The sequence below is a fragment of the Hymenobacter glaciei genome, assembly GCF_039539585.1.
In the GTDB taxonomy this organism is placed as follows: domain Bacteria; phylum Bacteroidota; class Bacteroidia; order Cytophagales; family Hymenobacteraceae; genus Hymenobacter; species Hymenobacter glaciei.
Genome location: NZ_BAABDK010000025.1, coordinates 1 through 21,098 on the forward strand (window position 1 = coordinate 1; position 21,098 = coordinate 21,098).

Here is a 21,098-nt window from a genome sequence, read left to right on the forward strand (position 1 = left end):
AATCCAGCGTGCAGGCCATCGAAAAGCGTATTTAAATCGGAAAAATACTGCGTAACATCAGTTATTTAACAGAATACTTAGACATCTACTTAGCTCGACTCGACCTACATTATGACCAACAGTGGGCCCTGCCTGCTTTGATGTGGGTGGATGAGCAACGGGGGACTCATTATTCACATCGTTTTTTAGAGCCGGGAGGGCTATGGGAGCGATATAGCGCAGGCCGTCCCTCTCCGTATTGGGAGGTAGAGGAATGTAAAAGCAGTTTCTGGGAAGCAATGGATTATTGTCGGGTGCATTTTATGAGTTCTTAACTATTTCACATAAGAAGCTTGGAGCGGCACCGGGGCTTATGTTTCGCTTAGTTTTGCCGCCCGCTTCCGATTGGGAGCGGGCGGCTTTTTGAATAGCGTCGAGAGCACCTTTTTTCATTTACTGGATTTTCTTGAAGTATGCGGCCCGTTATACTCATGCTTACCTGCTTCTTGCTCTCCGGGAGCCTGTTTAAGCAACAGGCCAACGCTAATTTAAAAATCACTCGGTTGACTGGGGATTTTTACATCTACACGACCTACAACTACTACAAAGGCAATCGAACCCCAGCGAATGGCTTGTATCTGCTAACCAATAAGGGCGCCGTCATTATTGATACTCCGTGGGACAGCACCCAATTCCAACCGCTGCTGGATAGCATCTGGGCCAGACATCACCAAAAAGTGGTGCTGTGCCTGGCCACTCATTTCCACGAAGACCGTACCGGGGGGCTGGCTTACTATCGGCAGCAGGGTATTCGCACGTATACGACCCGGCAGACCGACATGCTTAGCCAAAAACGCGGCATGAAAAGGGCCCAGTTTCTACTCACGAAAGACACCACTTTTACCGTTGGCCAACATTCGTTTCAAACGTATTTCCCGGGTCACGGCCACGCCCCTGACAATATTGTTGTCTGGTTTAAAAAAGAACGGGTTCTGTACGGAGGCTGCCTGATAAAAAGTATGGAAGACAACAGCCTGGGTAATATGGGCGATGCCAGCGTGAAGGATTACGCCCAGACCGTTGCCAACGTACAGCGCACATATAAAAACCCCACCTATGTAATTCCAGGGCATAACGACTGGACCAATCCAGAATCGGTCAGCCACACGCTGACAATGGCTCGTCAGCTCCAACAAAAGCCCTGACCCAGTTTGCCTGGAACTGTCTGCCCCGAAGTCGCAACCGGGCGTAGCGCTGGGGGCTTAAGTTTCGCTTAGGGTTGGAAATGAAGCCGCCCGCTTCCGGTTGGGGAGCGGGCGGCTTCATTTAGGTTTAATATTACATCAGTAAACCACACCTGATTCTCTTATAAAATGGATTTAGAGCGGCATCAATTATTGGGTTTGATTGAAGACTACAAACTAGCTGTCGCCAAAGCAGTCGGTCTCCTAAACGCCAAGTCTGAGAAGGAAAAAGGGTTTCAATACGCAAGACCTGAAAACACTCATTCGAGTGAAAAATATTTGGATGACTCAAAAGAGAACAGCTACATGTTCCACGGCATCGGTTGTTTTGTAACGATGAAGGAATTGAGAGTTGATTTTGACTTTGGCCATGAAAGGAGATGCGATGGCCTTGACCCGTGGTTTGTATTTGACTTTTTAGAATCTAATAAATCTATTAGAGACAAATACCCTTTGCTGCTAAGCGATACCCATGTGAGGAGCTTATTACAGGAGTTAGCGGAGGATGGGCTGGCGGTCAAAGATGCCTTTTCCTCGTCGGAAAGGACCTATTATTTAACCTCGGATATTCACAACGCTAATCCGGTAACATGGAAGCCGTATTGGCCGGATGATATCGACATGTTGGACTGAATAACGCAGCATTCAATCGCATTTAGTTGCCATCACGAGTACCAGTGTGCCGCCCTTTGCCACGTCCTGCTGCTGTAGAAACAGCTGCGCCAGCCGCTGCCCGGTGAGCGTGGCCGACTGCATATAGAGGGCTTAATGAATTGTTAAGAGTTGCTATGTTACAACCCGCCCTGGGCAACTCCGGCGGGTTTTCTGTACTTAGTCGTCAATTTCAACCATGGGAAATATTTTTGCCCCCAGCGCAGGCCGCAGCCACTCAAGCTGTGTATTGAGCAGCACCTCATCGAACTGAGTGTGCAGCAACACGGTCACCGGTTTGCGGTTCACATTCAGATACAGCAGTTCCAGGTTAGCCGGACCATAGCTACATCTGCGCAAGCGAAGGTACTCGATGGCGGAAAACGATACACGCGTGATTATTGTGCGGCTAGGAAACCATGTATAGTGCAGCGCGATGTGCTGTGCATCCAAATCAAAGTCAACCCGGAACACTTCTTTCATGAGGCCCAGGAAGAGCCAGAATGCAGCCACGAGCAGCGTACCCAGCAGGGGCAATACCAGCTTCTTGAACTCAAAAACAACCACTACAAACGGCACAAAAAGCACTCCCAAGGCCGCGAATATGATGAGAAAGATGCCGACCATATGCCACACCTTGGTTGGCTGCACCCGCCCATTCTGGTCTTTTATCAGACCAGCATTCCACCAGATGATGCTGCGCTCCGCCTGCGCGCATTTCCACCCCTGTATGGGCGGCCTCGCTGCACGAGCAGACTGGTAAGCGCGCCATTCACTGTCGCTCATGTAGCTCTTTTTGGCCTTTATAATCACTTTGCGTTAGTCGTAATCGGGACTTTCGCCTTTTACAAAATAGTATCCACTTTTTTTAATGTAATAATTATCAGCATCGCCTTTAAAGAATTTGAATTCCTGTTTGGGCCTGTCATCATAGAGTAAAATCAATGTTCCTTTGTCTAATTTGTAATCTCCTTGCAGAATTTCCTCTTTATCGAGAGTTACATTATAGTCATTGAAGATAAATCGTCCATTTCTAAATAGAATATTTATCGTCGCACTATGTGGGGTAAACCAATAACCAACTAGGTTTTCAGTATTAGACAACTCGTCATTTTTAATCTCATTACTTTTGTCTACAGCAACTTGTGTAGTGTAGTTCTGTGATGCATTAGCTTTTTCTTTGACTTTCAGCTTTTGTTCTTTCAGTGTTACTTCTTTCTCCTTGAGCTCTAGTTTCCTTTGCTGGTCAGCAGATGGGTTGTTGCAACTAACAGAAGCAGTCAGGACAATTGCAAAGAGTAAATATCTTTCTTTCATGTTGTAAATGTAAGACATGTTGCAAATGTGATATCAGGAGTATTGTGTCAAATCGTATGGCAGCTAACGTTGACGGTTTGGCAGTATTCCGTTTTCCGTGAGCCGATAACAGTTGCTGATGTTTATTATGTATTATTTCGGCTAATTCCGATTTGCCGGGAATAGAACCTAAAAGAACTGCTGAAGTAGGTCCTGTCATTATTAGGCAGTCTGTAAATTCTTTAAAACAGCCTCTATCCTTGCTGCTTCTTTCCCGCCCGTCATATCCAATATGGCCACCGTTTTTATATCAATAACTTCATCATTCACCGCGTAAATGGCAAACCTGATTCCGTCGTCGAACTCATGATGCCAGGTCGTCATGATGTCGTGTTTAGGAAGATAAAGCGGCGGCTCTTCGGTTTCCCGATAGCAGATTTCCTCGTCTAGTAAGTCGTGCGCAAATTCGCACTGGGCCCCGATGGTGCACACGTAGCAGACGTCTTGGGTTATTAATTTCGGAATTACCTCATTAAGGTAGCGCCTAGGAGTTCCCTCCACGCAGAGAATGCAAAGCCAGTTTTGACTTGGTAATTCTTTGAGCCAATTGGTATCTGTGCTGTATTGAACTAGCCGAACTTCACGGTCATTGATTCGCATAGAGTCTGTCATTTCTGGCCGGTCGCACCCTTATCGTAAACACCGGTGCCATGCCCTTCGCCGCGTCCCGTTGCGCCAGAAACGGCTACATGAGCTGCCCCCATTGCGGGTGACTTGCTGCACGTAGCCGTTTTTGGGCTTAGGCGAGGGAATTACGGCGTTAAAAGCGGAGCGGGGAAGCTACTGGCCGACGCTAACAGGTGCAGGGGTGAGCAGCTGGGCCTGGGGCGCGGGGGCCGCGGGGCGCGGGGTACGGGCCTTAGGCTTGAGGCCGAACAGGACGCGCAGCACGGTGAACCGCTGAATGACCAGGTACAGGAGCAGGCTACCGCCGAAGGTGCCCAGGGCGATAATCAGGAATTTGGCGGCGTTGGTGGCGTGCCATTGCAGCACGTAGTAGCCGATGACGATGAGGACGGTTTGGTGCAGGATGTAGAAGGAGAACACGGCCTCGTTGGCGCGCTGGAGCAGGGGCGAGTTGCGGTTGAGGTAGCGGCGGCCGAACCCGATGCAGACGAGTATCCAGCACCAGCAGTTGAGGGCCTGCACGCCGCGCTTGATGGCGTCGCCGATGAGGGCGTAATAGTAATCGTCGCCCCAATAGTAGAAGCAGAACGCGGCCAGGCCCAGGGCCAGAAACAGGTAGCGCTGCCGCTCGGCGGCCTGCCAGAAACCGGCCAGCGGCCCGAGCAGGTAGCCGTAGATGAACAGCGTGAGATAGAAGGCGAAGTTAAACCAGTCGTGCACCAAGTTGCGGGTATCGGGCCAGTAGGGGCGCAGCGTGAGCTGGATGAGAATGAGGGGCAGGGCGAACAGCAGCACGGTGCCGGGCCGGCTCAGCCAGCCGCTTAGCCTGGCGAGGGCGGCCTGGGCGGCGGGCTTGCGCAGCTGCACAAACAGGGGCAGGCTAAGCAGCGAGAAAACCAGCAGGTAGGCAATAAACCAGAGGTGGTTCCAGGTGAAATTGCCCTTGGGCGCGGCACCGTTGAAGTAGTGCGGGTAGAAGTCGAGCAGGGAGGTGTAGTGGGCGCCTTCCGACAGGCGCTGGTAGTAGACCTGCGGGACGACCACGACGACCATGCCGAAAATGAGCGGCAGCAGCAGGCGTTGGAGGCGTTCGCTGGCAAACTGGCCGGCGGTGCGGCGGCCCAGGGCGAAGGTGACGCCGACCCCGGATATCACAAACAGCAGCGGCATGCGCCACTGGTTGAGAAACTCCATGGGCAGCTCCAGCGCGGGGCTGCTGACGCGGCTGGTGATGTGGAATTTCCAGCCGACGAACACCAGGCCGGTGTGGTAGAGGATGAGCAGCGCGAAGGCTAATACCCGCAGCCAGTCGAGGTCGTGGCGGCGAGTGGTGGAGAGCGGGAGGGCGGTGGTTGGGCTCATGGCCGGTGGGATTGTAGGTGAATCGATGCTCAAACCTACCGGCGGCCCTCCCGAACCACGACACGCCTCGCAAACCCGGCGTACTACCTTACGAATCCGGACGCGGCGGGCCCGGGCAAATACTGTTTCTACTGCGCCAACGCGGTTTTTCGAAATTGCGAGGGCGTGGTGTTGGTGCTCTTTTTAAACGCGGCGTTGAAAGCCGATTTCGAGTTGAAGCCCGCCGCGAAGCCAATTTCTTCCAGCTTGAGGCGGGCCGTTTCGGGCAGCAGGAGCTGGCGTTTCACTTCTTCGATGCGGTAGGTGTTGATGAAGTCGAAGAAGTTTTGCTGGCACTGCTCGTTGATAACCTGGGAGAGGTGGTGCAGCGGCAGGCGCAGCTGGGTGGCGAGCTCGGCCAGCGAGAGGTCGGGGTTTTGGTAGGGCCGCTCGGTGGCCATCAGGGCGCGGAGGCGGGTGAGGATTTCGGCAGCGGCCTCGGGGGCTAGCGCGGTTTTCTCATATTTCCGGCGCGGGGCGGCAGGCTCCGGCTGCGGCTCTTCGGGGGCTTCCTGCAAGGCCAATAGCGAGGAGCGGCTGATGGCCCGGCCACTCATGCTGTAAAAGAGCAGGGCAATGAGGGAGGCCAGCCAGACGTCGCCGGCGTCAGCGCCCTCGCTCGTGCGGGCGTTGTGGAAGTAGGCCGTGCTGCCGACGTATACGAGCAGCACCGCCACGAAGCCCCAGCCCAGGCGGCGCAGCCAGCTGAGCGCGGGGGCCGGGCCGGCGGGGCGCGCTGCCTGCTGGCGCTGGTAGGTGAGAAAGGTGTGCAGCAGCAAGCCCAGGTACAGCAGCAGGTAGGCTCCCAGCACCAGGTAGAACACGGCGTAGAACTGGTCATAAGTGCTGAACCACCAGAACGGATGCTCGGCTACTGGCGCGGCCGGGTGCGGCTGGTGGAACGACTCGGCCACGGTGCGCAGCTTCCAGGCATTGCTTTGGCCGAAGAAGGGCACCAGGTACACCGCATGCGCCACGGCGGGCAGCAACAGCAGCAGGTAGCGCGGGCGCCAGCGAAACGCAGCTACGGTGAGGCTGCGGGTGTAGAGGTAGAGCAGCGGGGAAACGGCGAAGTTCAGCGGCTCGGTCAGGCTCACGAAAAACGGCGCGAACTGAATGTAGCCCGAGTAGCACAGCAGAATCTCGATGACGGGCAGGGCCAGGCTGAGCATCAGCAGGCCCAGCAGGCGGTTGCTGAGGGGCTGGCCCTGGGGTGAGAAAAAGAACGTCCAGCTCAGGAACAAGCCCTGCGCCGCACCCAGCAGAATCAGCACCGACCATAAGTTAAGAAAGGGCTGCATTGGGAGGGATGGTAAAGGCAATGCGTGAAACCAACAAACCGGTTTGCTGGCTGCGTGGAATGGGTAAATATAGGGCTAGTCCTTTTTTTGGGTTCGTTGGAGGGAAACTGCCGTTTGGCGGGGCCGCAAGCAGGCAGGGTTAAAGATGAAGCCGCCCGCTTCCGGTTGGGGAGCGGGCGGCTTTTTTATGGGCGGGATGTGAACCACCGGTGCTGCTTGCCGTAAGGAAGCGCTTTGTAATCATCTACTTTTTAATAGAATGAAATCCCCCGCACCTACTTCCGATACGACCGACAAGCCCAAAGACCTGCTTGAACAGGCTACGGCGGCCACCAACGAGGCCAAGGACAAAGCCCTGAACCTGCTCAATCAAGTACCCGATTCTGTGCAGGAAGCCAGCACGAAGGCGTTGGGCGCATTTAAGAAGCTCAGCTCTACGCAAAAAGCAGTGGGTGGTGCGTTGCTGGCGGCCGGCTTGGCTTACCTCATCGCCCCCAAGAAGAAAGGCAAGGCCAAGCGCAAGGCAGCGGCCCTCGACGAGCTGGTGCTTTTCGTGAACGACCGCATAGAGGGCTACAAGCGCGCCGTGGATGAAACCAAGGACGGCGACCTACGGGCCTACTACCAGCAGCTGGTGAACCAGAGCCGGCAGTTTGCCAAGGAGCTGAACCAGTTCCTGACCCGCGACGGGGGCGAGCGTGAAACGGGCACGACGCTGAAAGGCAAGCTCTACCGCAAGCTGATGGATGCCCAAGCCGTGGTGACGGGCCGCGATGAAAAGGCCATTCTGGCTGCCAACATTTACGGCGAGCGGTGGGCTATTAAAGCCTACAAGAAAACCCTGCGCCGCAAAGCCCTCAAAGGCGATGTCCGCGAGGCGGTGAGCAGCCAGCTCGCGCAGTCTAAGAAGACGTACAAGAAGCTGAAGGAGCTGGTGGCAAAGCAATAGCTGTGCTCGCTGCCGCAAAAAGCCCCGCCGGGCCGGGCCCAATGACAGGGACCGGGCCGGCGGGGCTTTTTGTGCGGCAGCCGGGGCTGGATAAGGGCGTCTGTAACGCGCAAACTGCTGGAGCGCCTGCTGCGCAATGCCCCCTTGCCGATGCGCACGATTAGCAGCCCGGCATACGTTCGCCTTATTCTACCGTCAGGCGCTTAATTACCCCGGTGCTGCCGGCCCTCAGGCGCACCACGTAGACACCGCGGGCCAGCCCGCTGCTGAAGAAATTCCAGCGCCAGCCGCTGCCCGTTGCGCACTGCCGATTTTTAACGGCTATAAATAATCGGCTCGGTGAGGGAACCTGGTGTGAATGGGCTGCTGGAATTGGTTAACGAAGCCATAGTCAGGATACACCTGCTGGACCCAGACACTGAATTCAAGGGCGTTGCGGGTCTGAAACACGGGTTGCTTGGCAGCCAGGGTGATGGTGACGTCGTGCGTGCCCAGCAGTAGCAGTTGGTAGACGGTCCACAAAGACCTTTCCTGTCGGCGGTACGGTTCGGGCCGGTCGCTGAAGGTGTCGGAATCGTACAGGGTATCGAAATAGTGGCCGTTGAGGTAGACTCTATGCTCTGGCGTCATAGGACGAATAATTGCTTTAAATGGAGAATTGCTTACTGCATTCTGCGCCAGTCACTGTCCGTTCAGTCTTACTGACTGCTTCTTAATTATCTCGGCCATAAAGAGTCACTGCTCCCTCTTGTTTCCTGGCAAGCTGTAATAATGCTTTTTGATAGACGTCGATAGCATGCCGCTCAACAACTATTTCCAGCTTTAGCTTGACCTTTTCTATTTCCCGATATGGAGGAAATATATTTTCTTCTAAGCTCACTTGCACACTAATATATCCAGCGTTGCCAAAGGGACAGAATTTCATTTGGAAGTAGGCATAACCATCTATTTCTCCTGCCTCGTGTACTAGAACACCATCGTGTTGTGGAAAGCCATACAATGAATTGGCAAAAGCAGCTAATGATTCGGTCGTGTCATAAACTTCGGTAATGCCTGAATAGCGACCATTAGAAGCTGTTACCCTCAATTCAAACATGTGGTCATCTTTCCAGATGACTTCTAATTTCATGAAGGATTTTTGACCATTAGCTTCCATGAGCCAGTTTATAATTACAATAGTATTTACTGCTTCATTGGCTTACCACCCATCACAAACACCAACGTTCCACCCTTTGCCACGTCCGCCTGCGCTAGAAACGGCTGCGCCAGCCGCTGCCCGTTGAGCGTGGCCGACTGCACGTAGACGTTTTTGGGGCTTTGGTTTTTGACCTGGATGTTGAACTCCTTGCCGCCTTCCAAATGCAGGGTGGCGCCGTGGACGAGCGGGCTGCCCAGCGCGTACTGGCCCGACGACGGGGCCACCGGGTAAAACCCCAGCGCCGAGAAGATGTACCAGGCGCTCATCTGGCCGCAATCGTCGTTGCCGCCGAGGCCGTCGGGGGTGGGATGGTACTGGCGGGCGAGGATGTTGCGGACCTGCGCCTGCGTTTTCCAGGCCTGGTCGGTGAAGTTGTAGAGGTAGGCGGCGTGGTGGGCGGGCTCGTTGCCGTGCACGTAGCCCCCGATGATGCCCTCGCGGGTGATGTCCTCGGTTTCGGCGAAGAAGCTGTCGGGCAGGTGCATGGTGAAGAGCGAATCGAGGTGGGGCACGAAGCGGCGGTTGCCGCCCATTTTGGCAATCAGGCCGGCGGGGTCCTGGGGCACGGCGAGGGTGTAGTTCCAGGCGTTGCCCTCGATGAAGCCCTGGCCATTGGTGCTCAGCACATCAAACTTGGGGCGAAAGCTGCCGTCGGCCAGGCGCGGGCGCATGGCGTTGGTGTGGGCATCAAACACGTTTTGCCAGTTGGTGGCGCGCTTACTGAACTCCTGGTAGATGGTGTCTTTGCCCATGTACTTGGCGAGTTGAGCAATGCACCAGTCATCGTATGCGAATTCGAGCGTGTTGGAAACGGAGGTGCCGCTACGCTCGCTGGGCACGTAACCGTGGTCGATGTATTCGCCGAGGCCGTCGTACCAGCGGTGGCGGGCAGTGGTGACGCAGGCAGCCAGCGCCCGCTCGGCATCGTCGGCTGTTAGCACCCCTCCGTTAATAGCAGCATCAGCAATCACTGAGACGCTATGGTAGCCGCTCATGCACCAGTTTTCGTTGCCGTGATGGCTCCAGACGGGCAGCATGTGCTCAGCGCTTTGGTCGTAGTGGGCCAACATGGACTTCACCATGTCGGCGTTGCGGCTGGGCTGGATGAGGTTGAAGAGCGGGTGCAGGGCGCGGAAGGTATCCCAGAGCGAGAAGGTAGTGTAGTTGACGTAGCCGTTTCTGGAATGAAAATCAGAATAACTGTAGTGGGTTTTTTGGTCGAGCCCCCGATACTGTCCACGATTAATGACATCCTCGTAAATAGTGGGGCTGAGGCAGGCGTGGTAGAGGGCCGTGTAGAAGTTCTCCTTATCGGCCCGGTTGGGCGTTTGGATGGTGACTTTGGCCAGCTCCTGCTGCCAGAGCTGCTGGCTGGCGCGGCGGGTATGGTCGAAATTCCAGTCGGATATCTCGGAGCGCATGTTGGCCAGCGCCCCGGCGCTGCTCACGGACGAAAGCGCAAATTTCACCTTGATTTTCTCGCCGGCCACGGTGGCGAAATCGAAGTAGATGCGCAGCTGGCGGCCGGCCTGCTCGGGCCAGCCTTTCGTTTGGTCGAAGCGGCCCCAGAAGCCCCGGTAAGTTTCCTTGGCGTCGTACTTCTTCGCGCCGTAGGTTTTAAAGGGCTTCGAGAACTGCATGGCGAAGTACTCGGTGCGGGTGCGGCCCCAGCCAGTGGTTTGGCGGTAGCCAGTCACAAGCGAGTCGTTTTCGATGCGCACGTAGCTCCACACATTCTTGTCCGGGTAGTTATAGATGCCGGCCATCATATCCAGGATGACGTGGGCCGGCTCGGTGCCCGGAAACGTGTATTGGTGGAAGCCCACGCGGGTGGTGGCCGTGAGCTCGGCGGTGATGTTGTGGTCGTCGAGCTTCACCTTGTAGTAGGCGGGCTCGGCTACCTCGTTCTGGTGCGAGAAGGCGGAGCGGTAGCCGCTCTGGGGCCGGTCGGCGGTGCCGGGGTTAAGCTGCAGCGGGCCGGTGGTGGGCATGAGCAGGAAATCGCCCAAATCGGAGTGCCCCGTGCCGCTGAAGTGCGTGTGGCTGAAGCCGACGATGGTTCGGTCGTCGTAGTTGTAGCCCGCGCAGTACTTGTAGATGTCGGGGTTATACTTGCCGTTCTGCTCGTAGCTCAGCGTGTCGGTATCGGGCGAGAGCTGCACCATGCCGAAGGGCACGGTGGCGCCGGGGTAGGTGTGGCCCATTTTCTGCGTGCCCACCATGGGGTGCGCGTATTGCACGAGGTTTTCGGGTTGAGTGGGCTTTTGGGCGAGGGCTGGCAGGGCGGCGGCTAGCAGCCAGAGCGGCAACAGGGTCTTCATGTGGCGCAAGGTAGGCGCGCGGCCGGCAGAGGAAATAGCAGCGCGGGGCGAATTACAGCGACAGGCAGTACAGCCGGTAGCCCTTAGCGGTGCGGATAAAAGCGAAATGCTGCTGGTGCCCGTAATTTCTTTTTCCCGATGCGCCTATCTCCGTAATGACCAAGCTAAACGTTGGATATTTTGCTTGGAAAGCCTCACCGCAGTCGGTAAGAAAAGGGCGAAAATTTTGGCTGTCAAAAATCAATGTGTTCAAGGTTTCAGAGAATACATCGACATTTTTTGCTCCGTAGCGAAGGCCACGTAATTTTGGCAACAGTGTGGGCTGGTAGAACTTCTTTATGAAGGCCGCCCGCTCGAAGTGTGGCCAGCCCCGGAATGGCTGGCTGGCTACGGCCAGTTCCAAGAAGCAGAGCGGCTCCACTTTTGCCGCCTCACCCGAGCGCACAGCGGGCACAAATACGTCGTAGAACCAGCAGGTGAATTCCTTCTGGTAGTCCGTGAAGGTGTACCGGTCGCCGTTTACAGCGCGGAAAGTGGTGGTGATGGACGTATCGGGGGCGGCTTGGTTCACTTGGAGCGAATACCAGTTGAGGAACGCCGGCCGGGCCAGTGCCGGGTCGCTTACAACGATTTCGTTGCGCTCATTAATCAGCAGTTCCCGGCCACCCTCCCACGTCGGGTGCTCACACGTCAGGGTATCAGCGCCGGCTTCTCCCCAGCAGGTTCGACGGGCACCAATCAGCGCTGCCGCTAATCCATTGTGGAACGGCGAAACGTAGTTGTACATGGCCGGAATAATGGCCCTGCCCGACCTATCCAGGAAGCCAACCCGGTCCTTCCGGTAATCTTTAAACCGGATTTTGCCCTCGCTCTCGCAATCAAACGTGTAGTCGAACATGTACACGCTGTCGCGGCCCACCTGCCGGCCGCTTTTCAGGAGGTAGTACTGCTTCAAGGTCGCGCTTTCGCTCACGGCCATGATGTGCCGAAAGCTCTGCGTATTGGTAAAATTGCCGAATTTGGCGGGGATGCGGACCTTGCCGCTGGCATCCTTATAACCATACCTATACCCCTCCTTTCCTTCCACGGCAAACTGCTGCCAAATTGCGGCGGACTGCGGTGCTACAGGCCGCTGGGCATGGGCCGCTACACCGAGCAGCAGCAGCAAGGGCAGCAGCTTCTTCATAAAAGGGCGCAAATGAGGCGCAATATCCGGCAGTTTGCGCACGCAGGTGGCTATTTCACCAGCTCAATTTTATCGATGCCGCGGCTTAAGCCCCGCCAGGTCATTGCGTTGAACTGCCCGGGCACCACTTCCAGCGAGAAGTGGTCTCCTATCAACCCCAAGTTGTATTGCAACAAATGCTCTTCGGGCTCGGTGAGGTGAGAACCAACGGGGAAATTATACTCGAACAGGAAAACTGCCTGTGGCCCTTCGTCATGAAAAAGGTGCTGGGGGCTGGCACTAAGCTCAAATTGAATCGGGTAAGTTTTCGTCCGGAAACGTAGCAAGCCAGTAAAGTGGGCATAGCGCGGGTCCCCGGACGAATGGCGTGAAGGGGCCGACTGAATGGACAGCGTGGCCAGGTTTTCAAAAGTAGTGTCACGCACGATGCCCAGCTCCCTTTGCCCGGAATTGTGGGGTTGGGCGGTGATGTGTACCCGCCGCAGCGTCCAGTCGCCCACCACCACTGGGCTCACGGCCTGCACGATTTTGGCACTTTTCTGGTCGTAATCAACTTTGGGTGCTGGCTCCGAAGTTCTGGAGCATTGGGCGAACAGCAGGCCACTGACCAGCAGCAAGGGTAGAGAAAGCGTTTTCATAAGTGAAGCAGAAAGGAATGGGACGGCAATATGCATTAGCTTGGGCTATGAATAACTGCCTGCACTGCGGCGCCCAAACCTCGAACCCCAAGTATTGCTCTCGCTCCCACGCAGCTATTCATACCAATCAGCAGGCTCCCAAGCGCCATCTGACGCGCAAGTGTGCTGAGTGCGACACCCTCATTCCGGGAGACAGACAGTTTTGCGCGGTGCACGGTAAGCGCAAAGCAGATTACCGGTTACTAACCGTAGCCCAACTGAAAGCGAAAGATGCCATTAAGCATCCCAGTTACTACCGGGGCTACCTCAACAGCATTACCCGGCTGTTGAACGCCCACCGGCCGCGGGTTTGCCAAGCCTGCGGCTACGACAAGCATGTGGAGTATTGCCACAAGCAACCCATCAAGGCATTTCCGGCTTCCACGACTGTTCAGAAGGTATCCGGACCAGAGAATATTCTGGTGCTCTGCCCCAATTGCCATTGGGAATACGACCACGGCCTACTAACAGAAAGCCCCGCACTGCTCGGCCGCTGAAGGCCGAACGTACGGGGCTAACTAAGTGAGCCTGACAGGAATCCAACCTGTACTCTAGCCCTTAGGAGAGGCTTGCTTTATGCAGTTAAGCTACAGGCCCAGGTGGCAAACGTGCTCCACAAAGATAACGCAAGTCTGCTAATACCTGCTTCAACCTACGACTTGTACAGCAGCGCAATGCCGAACGAAAGCGCCGTGAGAATGATACCGACCAGAAAAATGGTGTAGCTGGTGCGCAGCAGGCCATACTTGCGGTTGAGCACCTCGCCCAGGTAGTAAATGTCGGTCACCATGTTGGTGTACAGCAGGTCTTTCTGGCGCATCAGGTCGCGCATCCCATTCTGGAAATTATCGAGATTGAGCCTGGTAAACTGCCCAAAGAACAGCAGGTTAACGCGGCGGTTGGTGGCAATTTCGGGGCTCTTTTTCAGCCAGGCAAAGCTGGTCACGTCGGGCTGCGCCGAGAGAATGGCCGTGGTGACCGAGCCCAAGGCCGTTATCAGCAGAATAGTCACCGGGATGGCCAGCACGGGGTTGTTGCCCATCAGTGGGCTCAGGGCCCCGGCCTTGCCCATTTTGGCGCCCAGGTAGGTGATGATAACCGAAATAAGCACGGCATTGAGCTGAATCATCATGCTGGCTTTTTTATCGGCCATGTCGCTCAGCTTCATGTGGTTCGAATACATAGTGCGAAACATCGTTTCGATGCCGCGCTTGGGCTCGGCGAAGGTGTCGCTCTTTTCCTTCGTTTTTTTCTTGTCCTTCTTCTCCTTCTTTTTGAGATAGTCGCGCTGGTCTTCCAGGTTTTTCTTCAGCGTTTTCTTATACCGCTCCTTGCCCGCTTCGGAGAGGTACTTATGCGCCAGCATGAAGTTGAGCTGCAGCTCGGCCCACTCCTGGGTTGAGTAGGTTTTGTCGAGCACCAGCTCCCACTCGGTGCGCAGCAGCTCGGCGCGCGAGCGGTAGTCGTCGCGGGCCAGGTTGCTCATGTCGGCATCCACCAGCAGTTTCTCCAGCTCCGTTTCGGTTTTCGAGTCGCGGTGCGTGGCCTTGATGAGGGTTTCAACGAGTTGCACGCGGCCGGCCGGCACGCCCTGCTCCTGCAGCCAAGCGGCGGCCCGCTCCGCGCTGCGGAACTCGTGGCCGTCGTACACGTCGAGGTAGCCAGTGTCGTGAAACCAAGCGGCCAGCAGCAGGGCCTCGGTATCGTCGGCGCTGAGTTGGGCGGCGGGGGCCAGGGCACGGCATTCCTTCACCACCGTTTCGGTGTGGGCCAGGGAATGGTACGTGAGCTTGGGCGAAAGCTCGCGGGTGAACAGCTCGCTCACGTACACCTGGGCGGCTTTGGTGAGGGCGGAGGGCTTGGCTTTGGCGGGCTTGTCGTCTTCGGCGGAGTCCTGCTTATCCTTTTTAGCGGATTCCTGCTTGTCCTTTTTATCGGGAGCCTTCTCTTCGACGGCCAACGGGTCCTCGGCTGGGTTTGAGCCGTGGCCCGGGTGCACCGACAGCACGGGCGCCGCCGCTATTTCGGCGGTGGGTGGGACGGGGCGGTCAGCAGCAGCAGGCGGCAGGTGTTCGGTGGGTTGCACCGGCTCGGATGCCGCCGAAGCGGCCCCCGTTTCGGCGGATTCGGGCGTAATTTCTTCCATAAGTAAGCGAAGCTACTGCGGTTCGGGCAGCAGACTTGCCTGCTTTCAACGCGAAGCCCGGGACGTAAGTTAGAAAACCCGCTCTAACCGCACTGCCGTGCTTTGCGTAACGGGCCTAACCTGCCGCCCCGGCGGCGGTTGTACGTTTGCCCCCTCCTGCCCGCGGCTGGTTTCTGCACCGGCTCATTTCCCTCGCTTATGCCCCGAAATTTTCGCTTTCACTTTGCATTTTTGCTGCTTTGCGCGGTACTAGCGCTGCCCTTTCATGCCCTGGCCCAGGGCGAATCGAGCCAGAACCCGCACGTATCACGGCCCAACTACCGCCGCGGCGGCCTGGGCTGGGATAAAAAGCTGCCCCCCGACAGCACCCGCATCCGCTACAGCGTTTTCCTGATTGGCGACGTGGGCAAGCCCATTTCCAAGGCCAACGGCGGCGAGCCCTCGCTGAACTTCCTGCGCAAGAAAATCATGGAAGCCGGCGCGAAAAGCACCACCGTTTTCCTCGGCGACAACGTGTACGAATTCGGCATGCCTGAAGAGGGAGCCTACGACCGCAAAGCTTCGGAGGAACGCCTGCGCGACCAGATTGACGTGTTGCGCGGCTACCAGGGCGAGAAGTACATGGTGCCCGGCAACCACGACTGGAAACAGGGCCTGAAGGGCGGCTTCGAACAGGTGATGCGCGAGCAGCGCTTCGCCGAGAACTACATGGCCAGCGACTCGGCCGCGTTCTCCTACACCGGCGACTTCATTACGCCCAGCAACGGTTGCCCCGGACCCTACGAAGTGCGCCTTCAGGACGACTTGGTGCTGATTACCATTAACTCGCAGTGGTTTCTGACCAACCGCAACGAGCGGCCCTACGGCGCGGGCGGCGGCTGCGGCGTGGAAGACGAAACCGACTTCATGACCCAGCTGGAGGACATTATTGCCCGCAACCAGAATAAGAACATCATGGTGGTGGGCCACCACCCGCTGTTTACCGACGGCGTGCACGGCGGCTACTTCACCCTCGGCGACCACATTTTTCCGCTCAGCATCGTGTACAAGTACGCGTTTCTGCCCTTGCCCGTCATCGGGTCCATCTACCCCTTTGCCCGCAAATATGGCGGCATCAGCCAGGACTTGGCCTACCCGGCCTACAAGGCTTACAAGCAGGGGCTGATGGATATTTTCAACAAGTACCCCAACGTCATTTACGCGGCCGGGCACGAGCACAACCTGCAATACTTTAAAGAGGGCGCCACGCACTTCATTGTGAGCGGTTCGGGCTGCAAAACCCAGCACGTGAAGCCCGGCGACGGCGGCGGCGCCTTGTTTTCGGACAAGGAAAAGGGTTGGGCCCGCGTGAACTACTACGACGACGGCCAGGTGTGGACGGAATACTACATTCCGGAGGGCAAAGGCGACAACGCCCGCCTCGTATTCCGCACCCCGCTCTACGCCAAAACCACCACTGGCGTGGCCTCTACGCCAGCAGCCCCGGTTACGCCCCTCGACAAGCAGAAGAAAAAGGACAAGGATGCCGTTATCGCGCAAGTGCTGCCCACCCGCCGCCCCAACTTCCGCGATAGCAGCGTAGTGGTTGCGGTAAACGCTGGGTATAACCAACACGGCAAATTCCACAACTGGCTGCTCGGCGAGCATTACCGCAAGGAATGGGCTACGCCCGTGAAATTCCCGGTGCTCGACCTGGCCAACAACCAAGGGGGCCTGGTGCCCTACAAAACCGGCGGCGGCAAGCAAACGGCCTCCCTGAAACTGCGCAACGAAGAAGGCCACAACTTCTCGCTGCGCGGCATCGACAAAGACCCCGCCGCCGTGCTGCCCGAGGCCTTGCGCACGGGCTTTGCCAAAGACATTCTGCAGGACCAGATTTCGGCCCAGCATCCGTACGCCTCGTTTGCGCTGCCGCCGCTGGCGGCGGCAGCCGGCATTCTGCACACCAACCCGGTGCGCGTTTACATTCCGCAGGACCCCCTGCTGGGGCAGTACTACGGCGCGTTTTCGAACCAGGCTGCCGCGCTGGAGGAAGATGCCAAGGACGACCAGAGCAACGTGGCCAGCCTGAACTACGCCAAGAACCTGGTGAGCACCGACAAAATGCTCGAGCGCCTGCTGGAGGACAACGACAACAAGATTGACCAGGTGGCTTTCGCCCGCACGCGCCTGTTCGACATGTGGATTGGCGACTGGGACCGCCACGAGGACCAGTGGCGCTGGGCCGAGGCGAAGGACAAAAACGGCAACCGCACCTTTACGGCCGTGCCGAAAGACCGCGACATTGCTTTCTTTAAAGGCGACGGCGTGCTGCCCTTCCTCATCAGCCGCAAGTTTGCGGTGCGCAACTTCCAGAACTTCGGCAAGGATTTCGGCGACTACAAGGGCCTGAACCTGACCGGCCTGAGCAACGACCGCACGTTTATGGGCGGCGTTACGCGCGAGCAGTGGGTGGCCCAGGGCCAGTACATGAAGGAGCACCTCACCGATGCCATCATCGAAAAGGCCTTCCGCGACAACTGGCCCAAGGAAATCTACGACCTGCACGGCCCCGAAATCATCGCCAAGCTGAAAAGCCGCCGCGATTTGCTGCCCGACGTGGCAGGCAAGTACGCCAACCTGGTAGCCGACATCGTGGAGGTGCGCGGTACCGAGAAGAACGAGAAGTTCACGGTGGAGCGCCTGCCCAACGGCAACGCCCACCTCACGGTGCAGAAAATCAACAAAAAAGGCAAGCTGGAGCAGACGGTGTACGACCGCACCCTGGAGTACGGCATCACCGACGAGCTGCGCATCTACGGCATCAGCGGGCAGGACGTGTACGACCTGAAAGGCAAGGCCAGCAAGGGCATTAAAATCCGGCTGGTGGCCGGTACCGGTCGCGATTCCATCATGGACAACAGCAACATCAGCGGCATTCGCCACAAGCTGCAGGTGTACGACGCCGACACCGGTAACGTCATCAAGGCTGGCCCCGACGCCCGCCTGCGGCTGGAGCCCGGCGTGGACGTGAGCCGCTACGACCACCCCAAGCGCTTCGACCTGAAAGACTACCGCCTGAACTACACCGGCCCGGCCCTGTTTTTCGGCTTCAACATCGACGACGGCTTTTTGATTGGGGGCGGCGTAACGCACCGCCGCTACGGGTTCCGCCGCGACCCGTTCTCTTCGGAGCAAAGCGTAGTGGCCAACTTCGCCCCGGCCCGCAACGGCGCGTTCAACATCAAGTACACCGGGCAGTTTACCCGGGTGTTTGGCAAGTACGATTTGCGTGTGGCGGCCCAGTATTACGGCCCGCAGCTGCTGTACAACTTCTTCGGCATTGGCAACAACACCGCCAACCTAGCCACCGAAGACGCCAACCGTGGCGTGGTCACCAACCGCAGCGTGAACTCGGCATACCGCGTGCGTTTCAACAGCCTCATGATAGCCCCCACCCTCGAGCGCAACCTGTTCAGCTTCATGAAACTCGGCGTCGGGCCGCGCTACGAACAGTTTCGCGTCGAGCAGTCGCCCATCGGCTCCGTGATTAAGGACAGCATCGGCGCCGATTTTGATAACCGGCACTTCGGCATTCGGTCCAGCGACTTTCAGGTGAACCAGTACATTGGCGGCCTGGTGTACCTGAACCTGGACGCCAGCTCCTCGCCCAAGAACCCGCGCATTGGCATTCGCTGGTACAACGAGGCGCAGTATAACTACCAGCTCAACGGCGAAAACCTGCAGTACGGCCGCCTCACCTCCGAAATTCGGGCCTACCTCACCCCCAACCTGCCCTTCCAGATAACCTACGCCGGCCGCATTGGCGTGGCCCGCAACCTGGGCGACTACCGCTTCTACCAGGCCAACACGCTGGGCGGCACCACCAACCTGCGCGGCTACCGCCGCACCCGCTTTGCGGGCCGTAGCAGCCTCTACGCCAACTTCGAGGCCCGCGTGCAGCTGCTCTCGTTCAACGCCTACCTCTTCCCCGGCAAGCTGGGTATTATGGGCCTGGCCGACGCGGGCCGCGTGTACTCCGAGCAAGACACGCGCACGGGATTCAGCTCGCTGCACAGCGGCTTCGGGGGCGGGGTGTACGTCGACATTCTCAAGCAGGCCATTATCAACGTTACCTACACGGCAGGCGAAGAAAAACTCGTCTTCGTAGGGTTTGATTTCCTCTTCTAGCGCGGTTTCGGGGTCAGCGTACGGGCTGAACGATGTAGGGGCGGGGCTTGCCCCCGCCCGTCGTTGAACGGAATCGGTCAACGACGGGCGGGGGCAAGCCCCGCCCCTACATCCATTACCCCCCGAAACCGCTCTAACGACGCCGCTAGCCGATTTTCTCTTCTAACTACCGGCAGTTGGCAACCAAATTCGGCGGCGACCGTTATACGGCTTCCCAAACAGGATATTGGCAATTTCGCAATTTGAACTTGTGTTTTTTGCAAATTTTCTTACATTGCGACTTAATTACGTTATTACCTCACCCCAATACTTCATCAAATGAACAAACTTTACCTGTCCGCTCTTGCCGTTTTAGGCTTGGCCTCTTCCGCAATGGCTCAAGACGTGCGCGTACTCAACAATAACGGTCTGGACCGCGCCATCACCCGCCGCGCCTGCGGCTCGATGGAAGTGCTGGAGGCTCAACTTGCCGCCGACCCTACCCAAGCCCAGCGCATGGCGGCCATTGAGGCCCACGCCCAGCGTGTGCTCTCCAACCCGTCGCTGCAGCGCACGACTGCTGGCACGGTTATCATCCCCGTAGTTGTACACGTGCTTTACAACACGGCAGCCCAGAACATTTCCGATGCCCAGGTGCAGTCGCAGATTGACGTGCTGAACGAGGACTTCCGTAAGCTGAACGCCGACGCCAACAATACGCCGGCTCAGTTTGCCGGCCTGGTAGCCGACGCGAACGTGCAGTTTGTATTGGCCAAGCGCGACCCCAACGGCGCGGCCACTACGGGCGTCATCCATAAGCTGACCAAAGTCAATTCGTGGGGCACTAACGACGCCATGAAGAATTCGAAGCGCGGCGGCGACAATGCCTGGGACACCAGCAAGTACCTTAACCTGTGGGCTTGCAACCTGGGCCAGGGCCTGCTGGGCTACGCGCAGTTCCCCGGCGGCTCGGCCAGCACCGATGGCGTTGTGATTCTATACTCGGCGTTCGGTAGCCGCGCCAAGTTTTCGGGCGGCACCTACACCACTACCTACGACCTGGGCCGCACTGCCACCCACGAAGTAGGCCACTGGCTGAACCTGCGCCACATCTGGGGCGATGCCTCCTGCGGTACCGACCAGGTGAGCGACACCCCTACCCAGCAAACCAGCAACTACGGCTGCCCCGCTTTCCCGCACGTGACCTGCTCGAACTCGGGCGACATGAGCATGAACTACATGGACTACACCGACGACAAGTGCATGTACATGTTCTCGACCGGCCAAAGCACCCGCATGAACGCCTTGTTCGCCAGCGGCGGCGCCCGTGCAAGCTTGCTCACTTCGCTCGGCGGCACGGCCCCGCGCGCAGCTGCCCCCACGCTGGCCACGGCTTACCCCAACCCTGCCAGCGACGTGCTGAACCTGTCGTTGCCTACCGGTGCCGATGCTTCCCGCGCAGCAGTGCACGTGTTTGACCTGACTGGCCACGAAATGAAGCAAGTTGGCTACAACGGCCAGGGCCAGGTGCGTGTAAGCAGCCTGCCCCGCGGCCTGTACTACATCACCGTTGGCACCGGCACCGACGTAACCCGTCAGCGCTTCGAGAAAGAATAAGCTTCCGGCTTTTCATTCAGCCGCAGAATACAACGCCCTGCCCCTTACCGGGGCAGGGCGTTGTTGTTTCCAGAGCAGCCAGTCGCTGCGCAATACGCCGGGCTCCAGGCACATACACGGACTAGTAGCGTGGACACTTCATTTAAGTAGTCACGCAAAAGTAACCGTCATGCAGAGCGCAGCGAAGCATCTCGCTCTCATCGTTAAACGATTGATTTACTGCCACACGCGAGATGCTTCACTGCGCTCTGCATGACGTTCTTTCACTCGTTTACTTTTGCTCATCTACTTCTTAT

The 21,098-nt window shown here is 57.4% G+C and carries 18 protein-coding genes and 1 tRNA gene; 7 read left to right on the forward strand and 12 right to left on the reverse strand.

Annotation, left to right across the window (positions count from 1 at the left end; all coding sequences use genetic code 11):
• Nucleotides 1–56: 56 nt before the first annotated feature.
• From ABD837_RS25015 to ABD837_RS15365, 3 genes are all read left to right on the forward strand, one after another.
• Nucleotides 57–314 carry a DUF6000 family protein gene (locus ABD837_RS25015; RefSeq protein WP_425554355.1) on the forward strand — a complete coding sequence of 86 codons (258 nt, stop codon included), beginning with the start codon at nt 57–59 and terminating at the stop codon, nt 312–314.
• Between the two features lie 138 nt (nt 315–452).
• Complete coding sequence (gene bla / locus ABD837_RS15360; RefSeq protein ID WP_425554350.1) at nt 453–1,184, forward strand: BlaB/IND/MUS family subclass B1 metallo-beta-lactamase; 732 nt, start codon at nt 453–455, stop codon at nt 1,182–1,184.
• 168 nt (nt 1,185–1,352) lie between these two features.
• Nucleotides 1,353–1,856 carry a DUF6896 domain-containing protein gene (locus ABD837_RS15365; protein WP_345056219.1) on the forward strand — a complete coding sequence of 168 codons (504 nt, stop codon included), beginning with the start codon at nt 1,353–1,355 and terminating at the stop codon, nt 1,854–1,856.
• A 198-nt stretch (nt 1,857–2,054) separates the two neighbouring features.
• On the opposite strand, the gene ABD837_RS15370 is transcribed toward ABD837_RS15365, so the two are convergent.
• From ABD837_RS15370 to ABD837_RS15390, 5 genes are all read right to left on the reverse strand, one after another.
• Nucleotides 2,055–2,660 (reverse strand): hypothetical protein, encoded by a 606-nt coding sequence (locus tag ABD837_RS15370; protein WP_345056221.1) that lies wholly within the window; start codon nt 2,658–2,660, stop codon nt 2,055–2,057.
• Between the two features lie 33 nt (nt 2,661–2,693).
• Complete coding sequence (locus tag ABD837_RS15375) at nt 2,694–3,209, reverse strand: hypothetical protein (RefSeq protein WP_345056224.1); 516 nt, start codon at nt 3,207–3,209, stop codon at nt 2,694–2,696.
• 183 nt (nt 3,210–3,392) lie between these two features.
• Nucleotides 3,393–3,554 carry a hypothetical protein gene (locus tag ABD837_RS25120; protein ID WP_345056227.1) on the reverse strand — a complete coding sequence of 54 codons (162 nt, stop codon included), beginning with the start codon at nt 3,552–3,554 and terminating at the stop codon, nt 3,393–3,395.
• Nucleotides 3,555–4,010: 456 nt separating this feature from the next.
• Nucleotides 4,011–5,219, reverse strand: a complete 1,209-nt coding sequence (locus ABD837_RS15385) for an acyltransferase family protein (RefSeq protein WP_345056229.1) — start codon at nt 5,217–5,219, stop codon at nt 4,011–4,013.
• A 128-nt stretch (nt 5,220–5,347) separates the two neighbouring features.
• Nucleotides 5,348–6,559, reverse strand: coding sequence for a helix-turn-helix domain-containing protein (locus tag ABD837_RS15390; protein ID WP_345056232.1), 1,212 nt, complete (start codon nt 6,557–6,559; stop codon nt 5,348–5,350).
• 259 nt (nt 6,560–6,818) lie between these two features.
• Between ABD837_RS15390 and ABD837_RS15395 the strand changes: the two genes are divergently transcribed.
• Nucleotides 6,819–7,508, forward strand: coding sequence for a PA2169 family four-helix-bundle protein (locus ABD837_RS15395; RefSeq protein ID WP_345056234.1), 690 nt, complete (start codon nt 6,819–6,821; stop codon nt 7,506–7,508).
• A gap of 321 nt (nt 7,509–7,829) precedes the next feature.
• Here the strand turns inward: ABD837_RS15395 and ABD837_RS15400 are convergent, their stop codons facing one another.
• The 5 genes from ABD837_RS15400 to ABD837_RS15420 all read right to left on the reverse strand — a co-directional run bounded on the left by ABD837_RS15400 (nt 7,830) and on the right by ABD837_RS15420 (nt 12,851).
• Complete coding sequence (locus ABD837_RS15400; RefSeq protein WP_345056236.1) at nt 7,830–8,138, reverse strand: hypothetical protein; 309 nt, start codon at nt 8,136–8,138, stop codon at nt 7,830–7,832.
• A gap of 82 nt (nt 8,139–8,220) precedes the next feature.
• On the reverse strand, nt 8,221–8,664 hold the full coding sequence (locus ABD837_RS15405; RefSeq protein ID WP_345056238.1) for a hypothetical protein: 444 nt from the start codon (nt 8,662–8,664) through the stop codon (nt 8,221–8,223).
• Between the two features lie 26 nt (nt 8,665–8,690).
• Nucleotides 8,691–11,036, reverse strand: a complete 2,346-nt coding sequence (locus ABD837_RS15410) for a GH92 family glycosyl hydrolase (protein ID WP_345056240.1) — start codon at nt 11,034–11,036, stop codon at nt 8,691–8,693.
• A 43-nt stretch (nt 11,037–11,079) separates the two neighbouring features.
• Nucleotides 11,080–12,213, reverse strand: a complete 1,134-nt coding sequence (locus ABD837_RS15415; protein WP_345056242.1) for a WG repeat-containing protein — start codon at nt 12,211–12,213, stop codon at nt 11,080–11,082.
• A 50-nt stretch (nt 12,214–12,263) separates the two neighbouring features.
• Nucleotides 12,264–12,851, reverse strand: a complete 588-nt coding sequence (locus tag ABD837_RS15420; protein WP_345056244.1) for a hypothetical protein — start codon at nt 12,849–12,851, stop codon at nt 12,264–12,266.
• 47 nt (nt 12,852–12,898) lie between these two features.
• Here ABD837_RS15420 and ABD837_RS15425 point away from each other — a divergent pair, with 47 nt between their 5' ends.
• On the forward strand, nt 12,899–13,387 hold the full coding sequence (locus ABD837_RS15425; RefSeq protein ID WP_345056246.1) for an HNH endonuclease: 489 nt from the start codon (nt 12,899–12,901) through the stop codon (nt 13,385–13,387).
• Between the two features lie 26 nt (nt 13,388–13,413).
• Here ABD837_RS15425 and ABD837_RS15430 read toward each other — a convergent pair.
• Nucleotides 13,414–13,487, reverse strand: a tRNA-Arg gene (locus ABD837_RS15430).
• Nucleotides 13,488–13,542: 55 nt separating this feature from the next.
• Nucleotides 13,543–15,036: a Pycsar system effector family protein gene (locus ABD837_RS15435; RefSeq protein ID WP_345056248.1), complete on the reverse strand. Its 1,494-nt coding sequence runs from the start codon at nt 15,034–15,036 to the stop codon at nt 13,543–13,545.
• Nucleotides 15,037–15,234: 198 nt separating this feature from the next.
• On the opposite strand from ABD837_RS15435, the gene ABD837_RS15440 reads away from it, so the two are divergent.
• A complete protein-coding gene (locus ABD837_RS15440) occupies nt 15,235–19,206 on the forward strand; it encodes a metallophosphoesterase (protein WP_345056250.1) in 3,972 nt (1,323 codons plus the stop codon).
• Nucleotides 19,207–19,524: 318 nt separating this feature from the next.
• Nucleotides 19,525–20,802, forward strand: a complete 1,278-nt coding sequence (locus tag ABD837_RS15445; protein WP_345056252.1) for a M43 family zinc metalloprotease — start codon at nt 19,525–19,527, stop codon at nt 20,800–20,802.
• Nucleotides 20,803–21,098 lie beyond the last annotated feature (296 nt).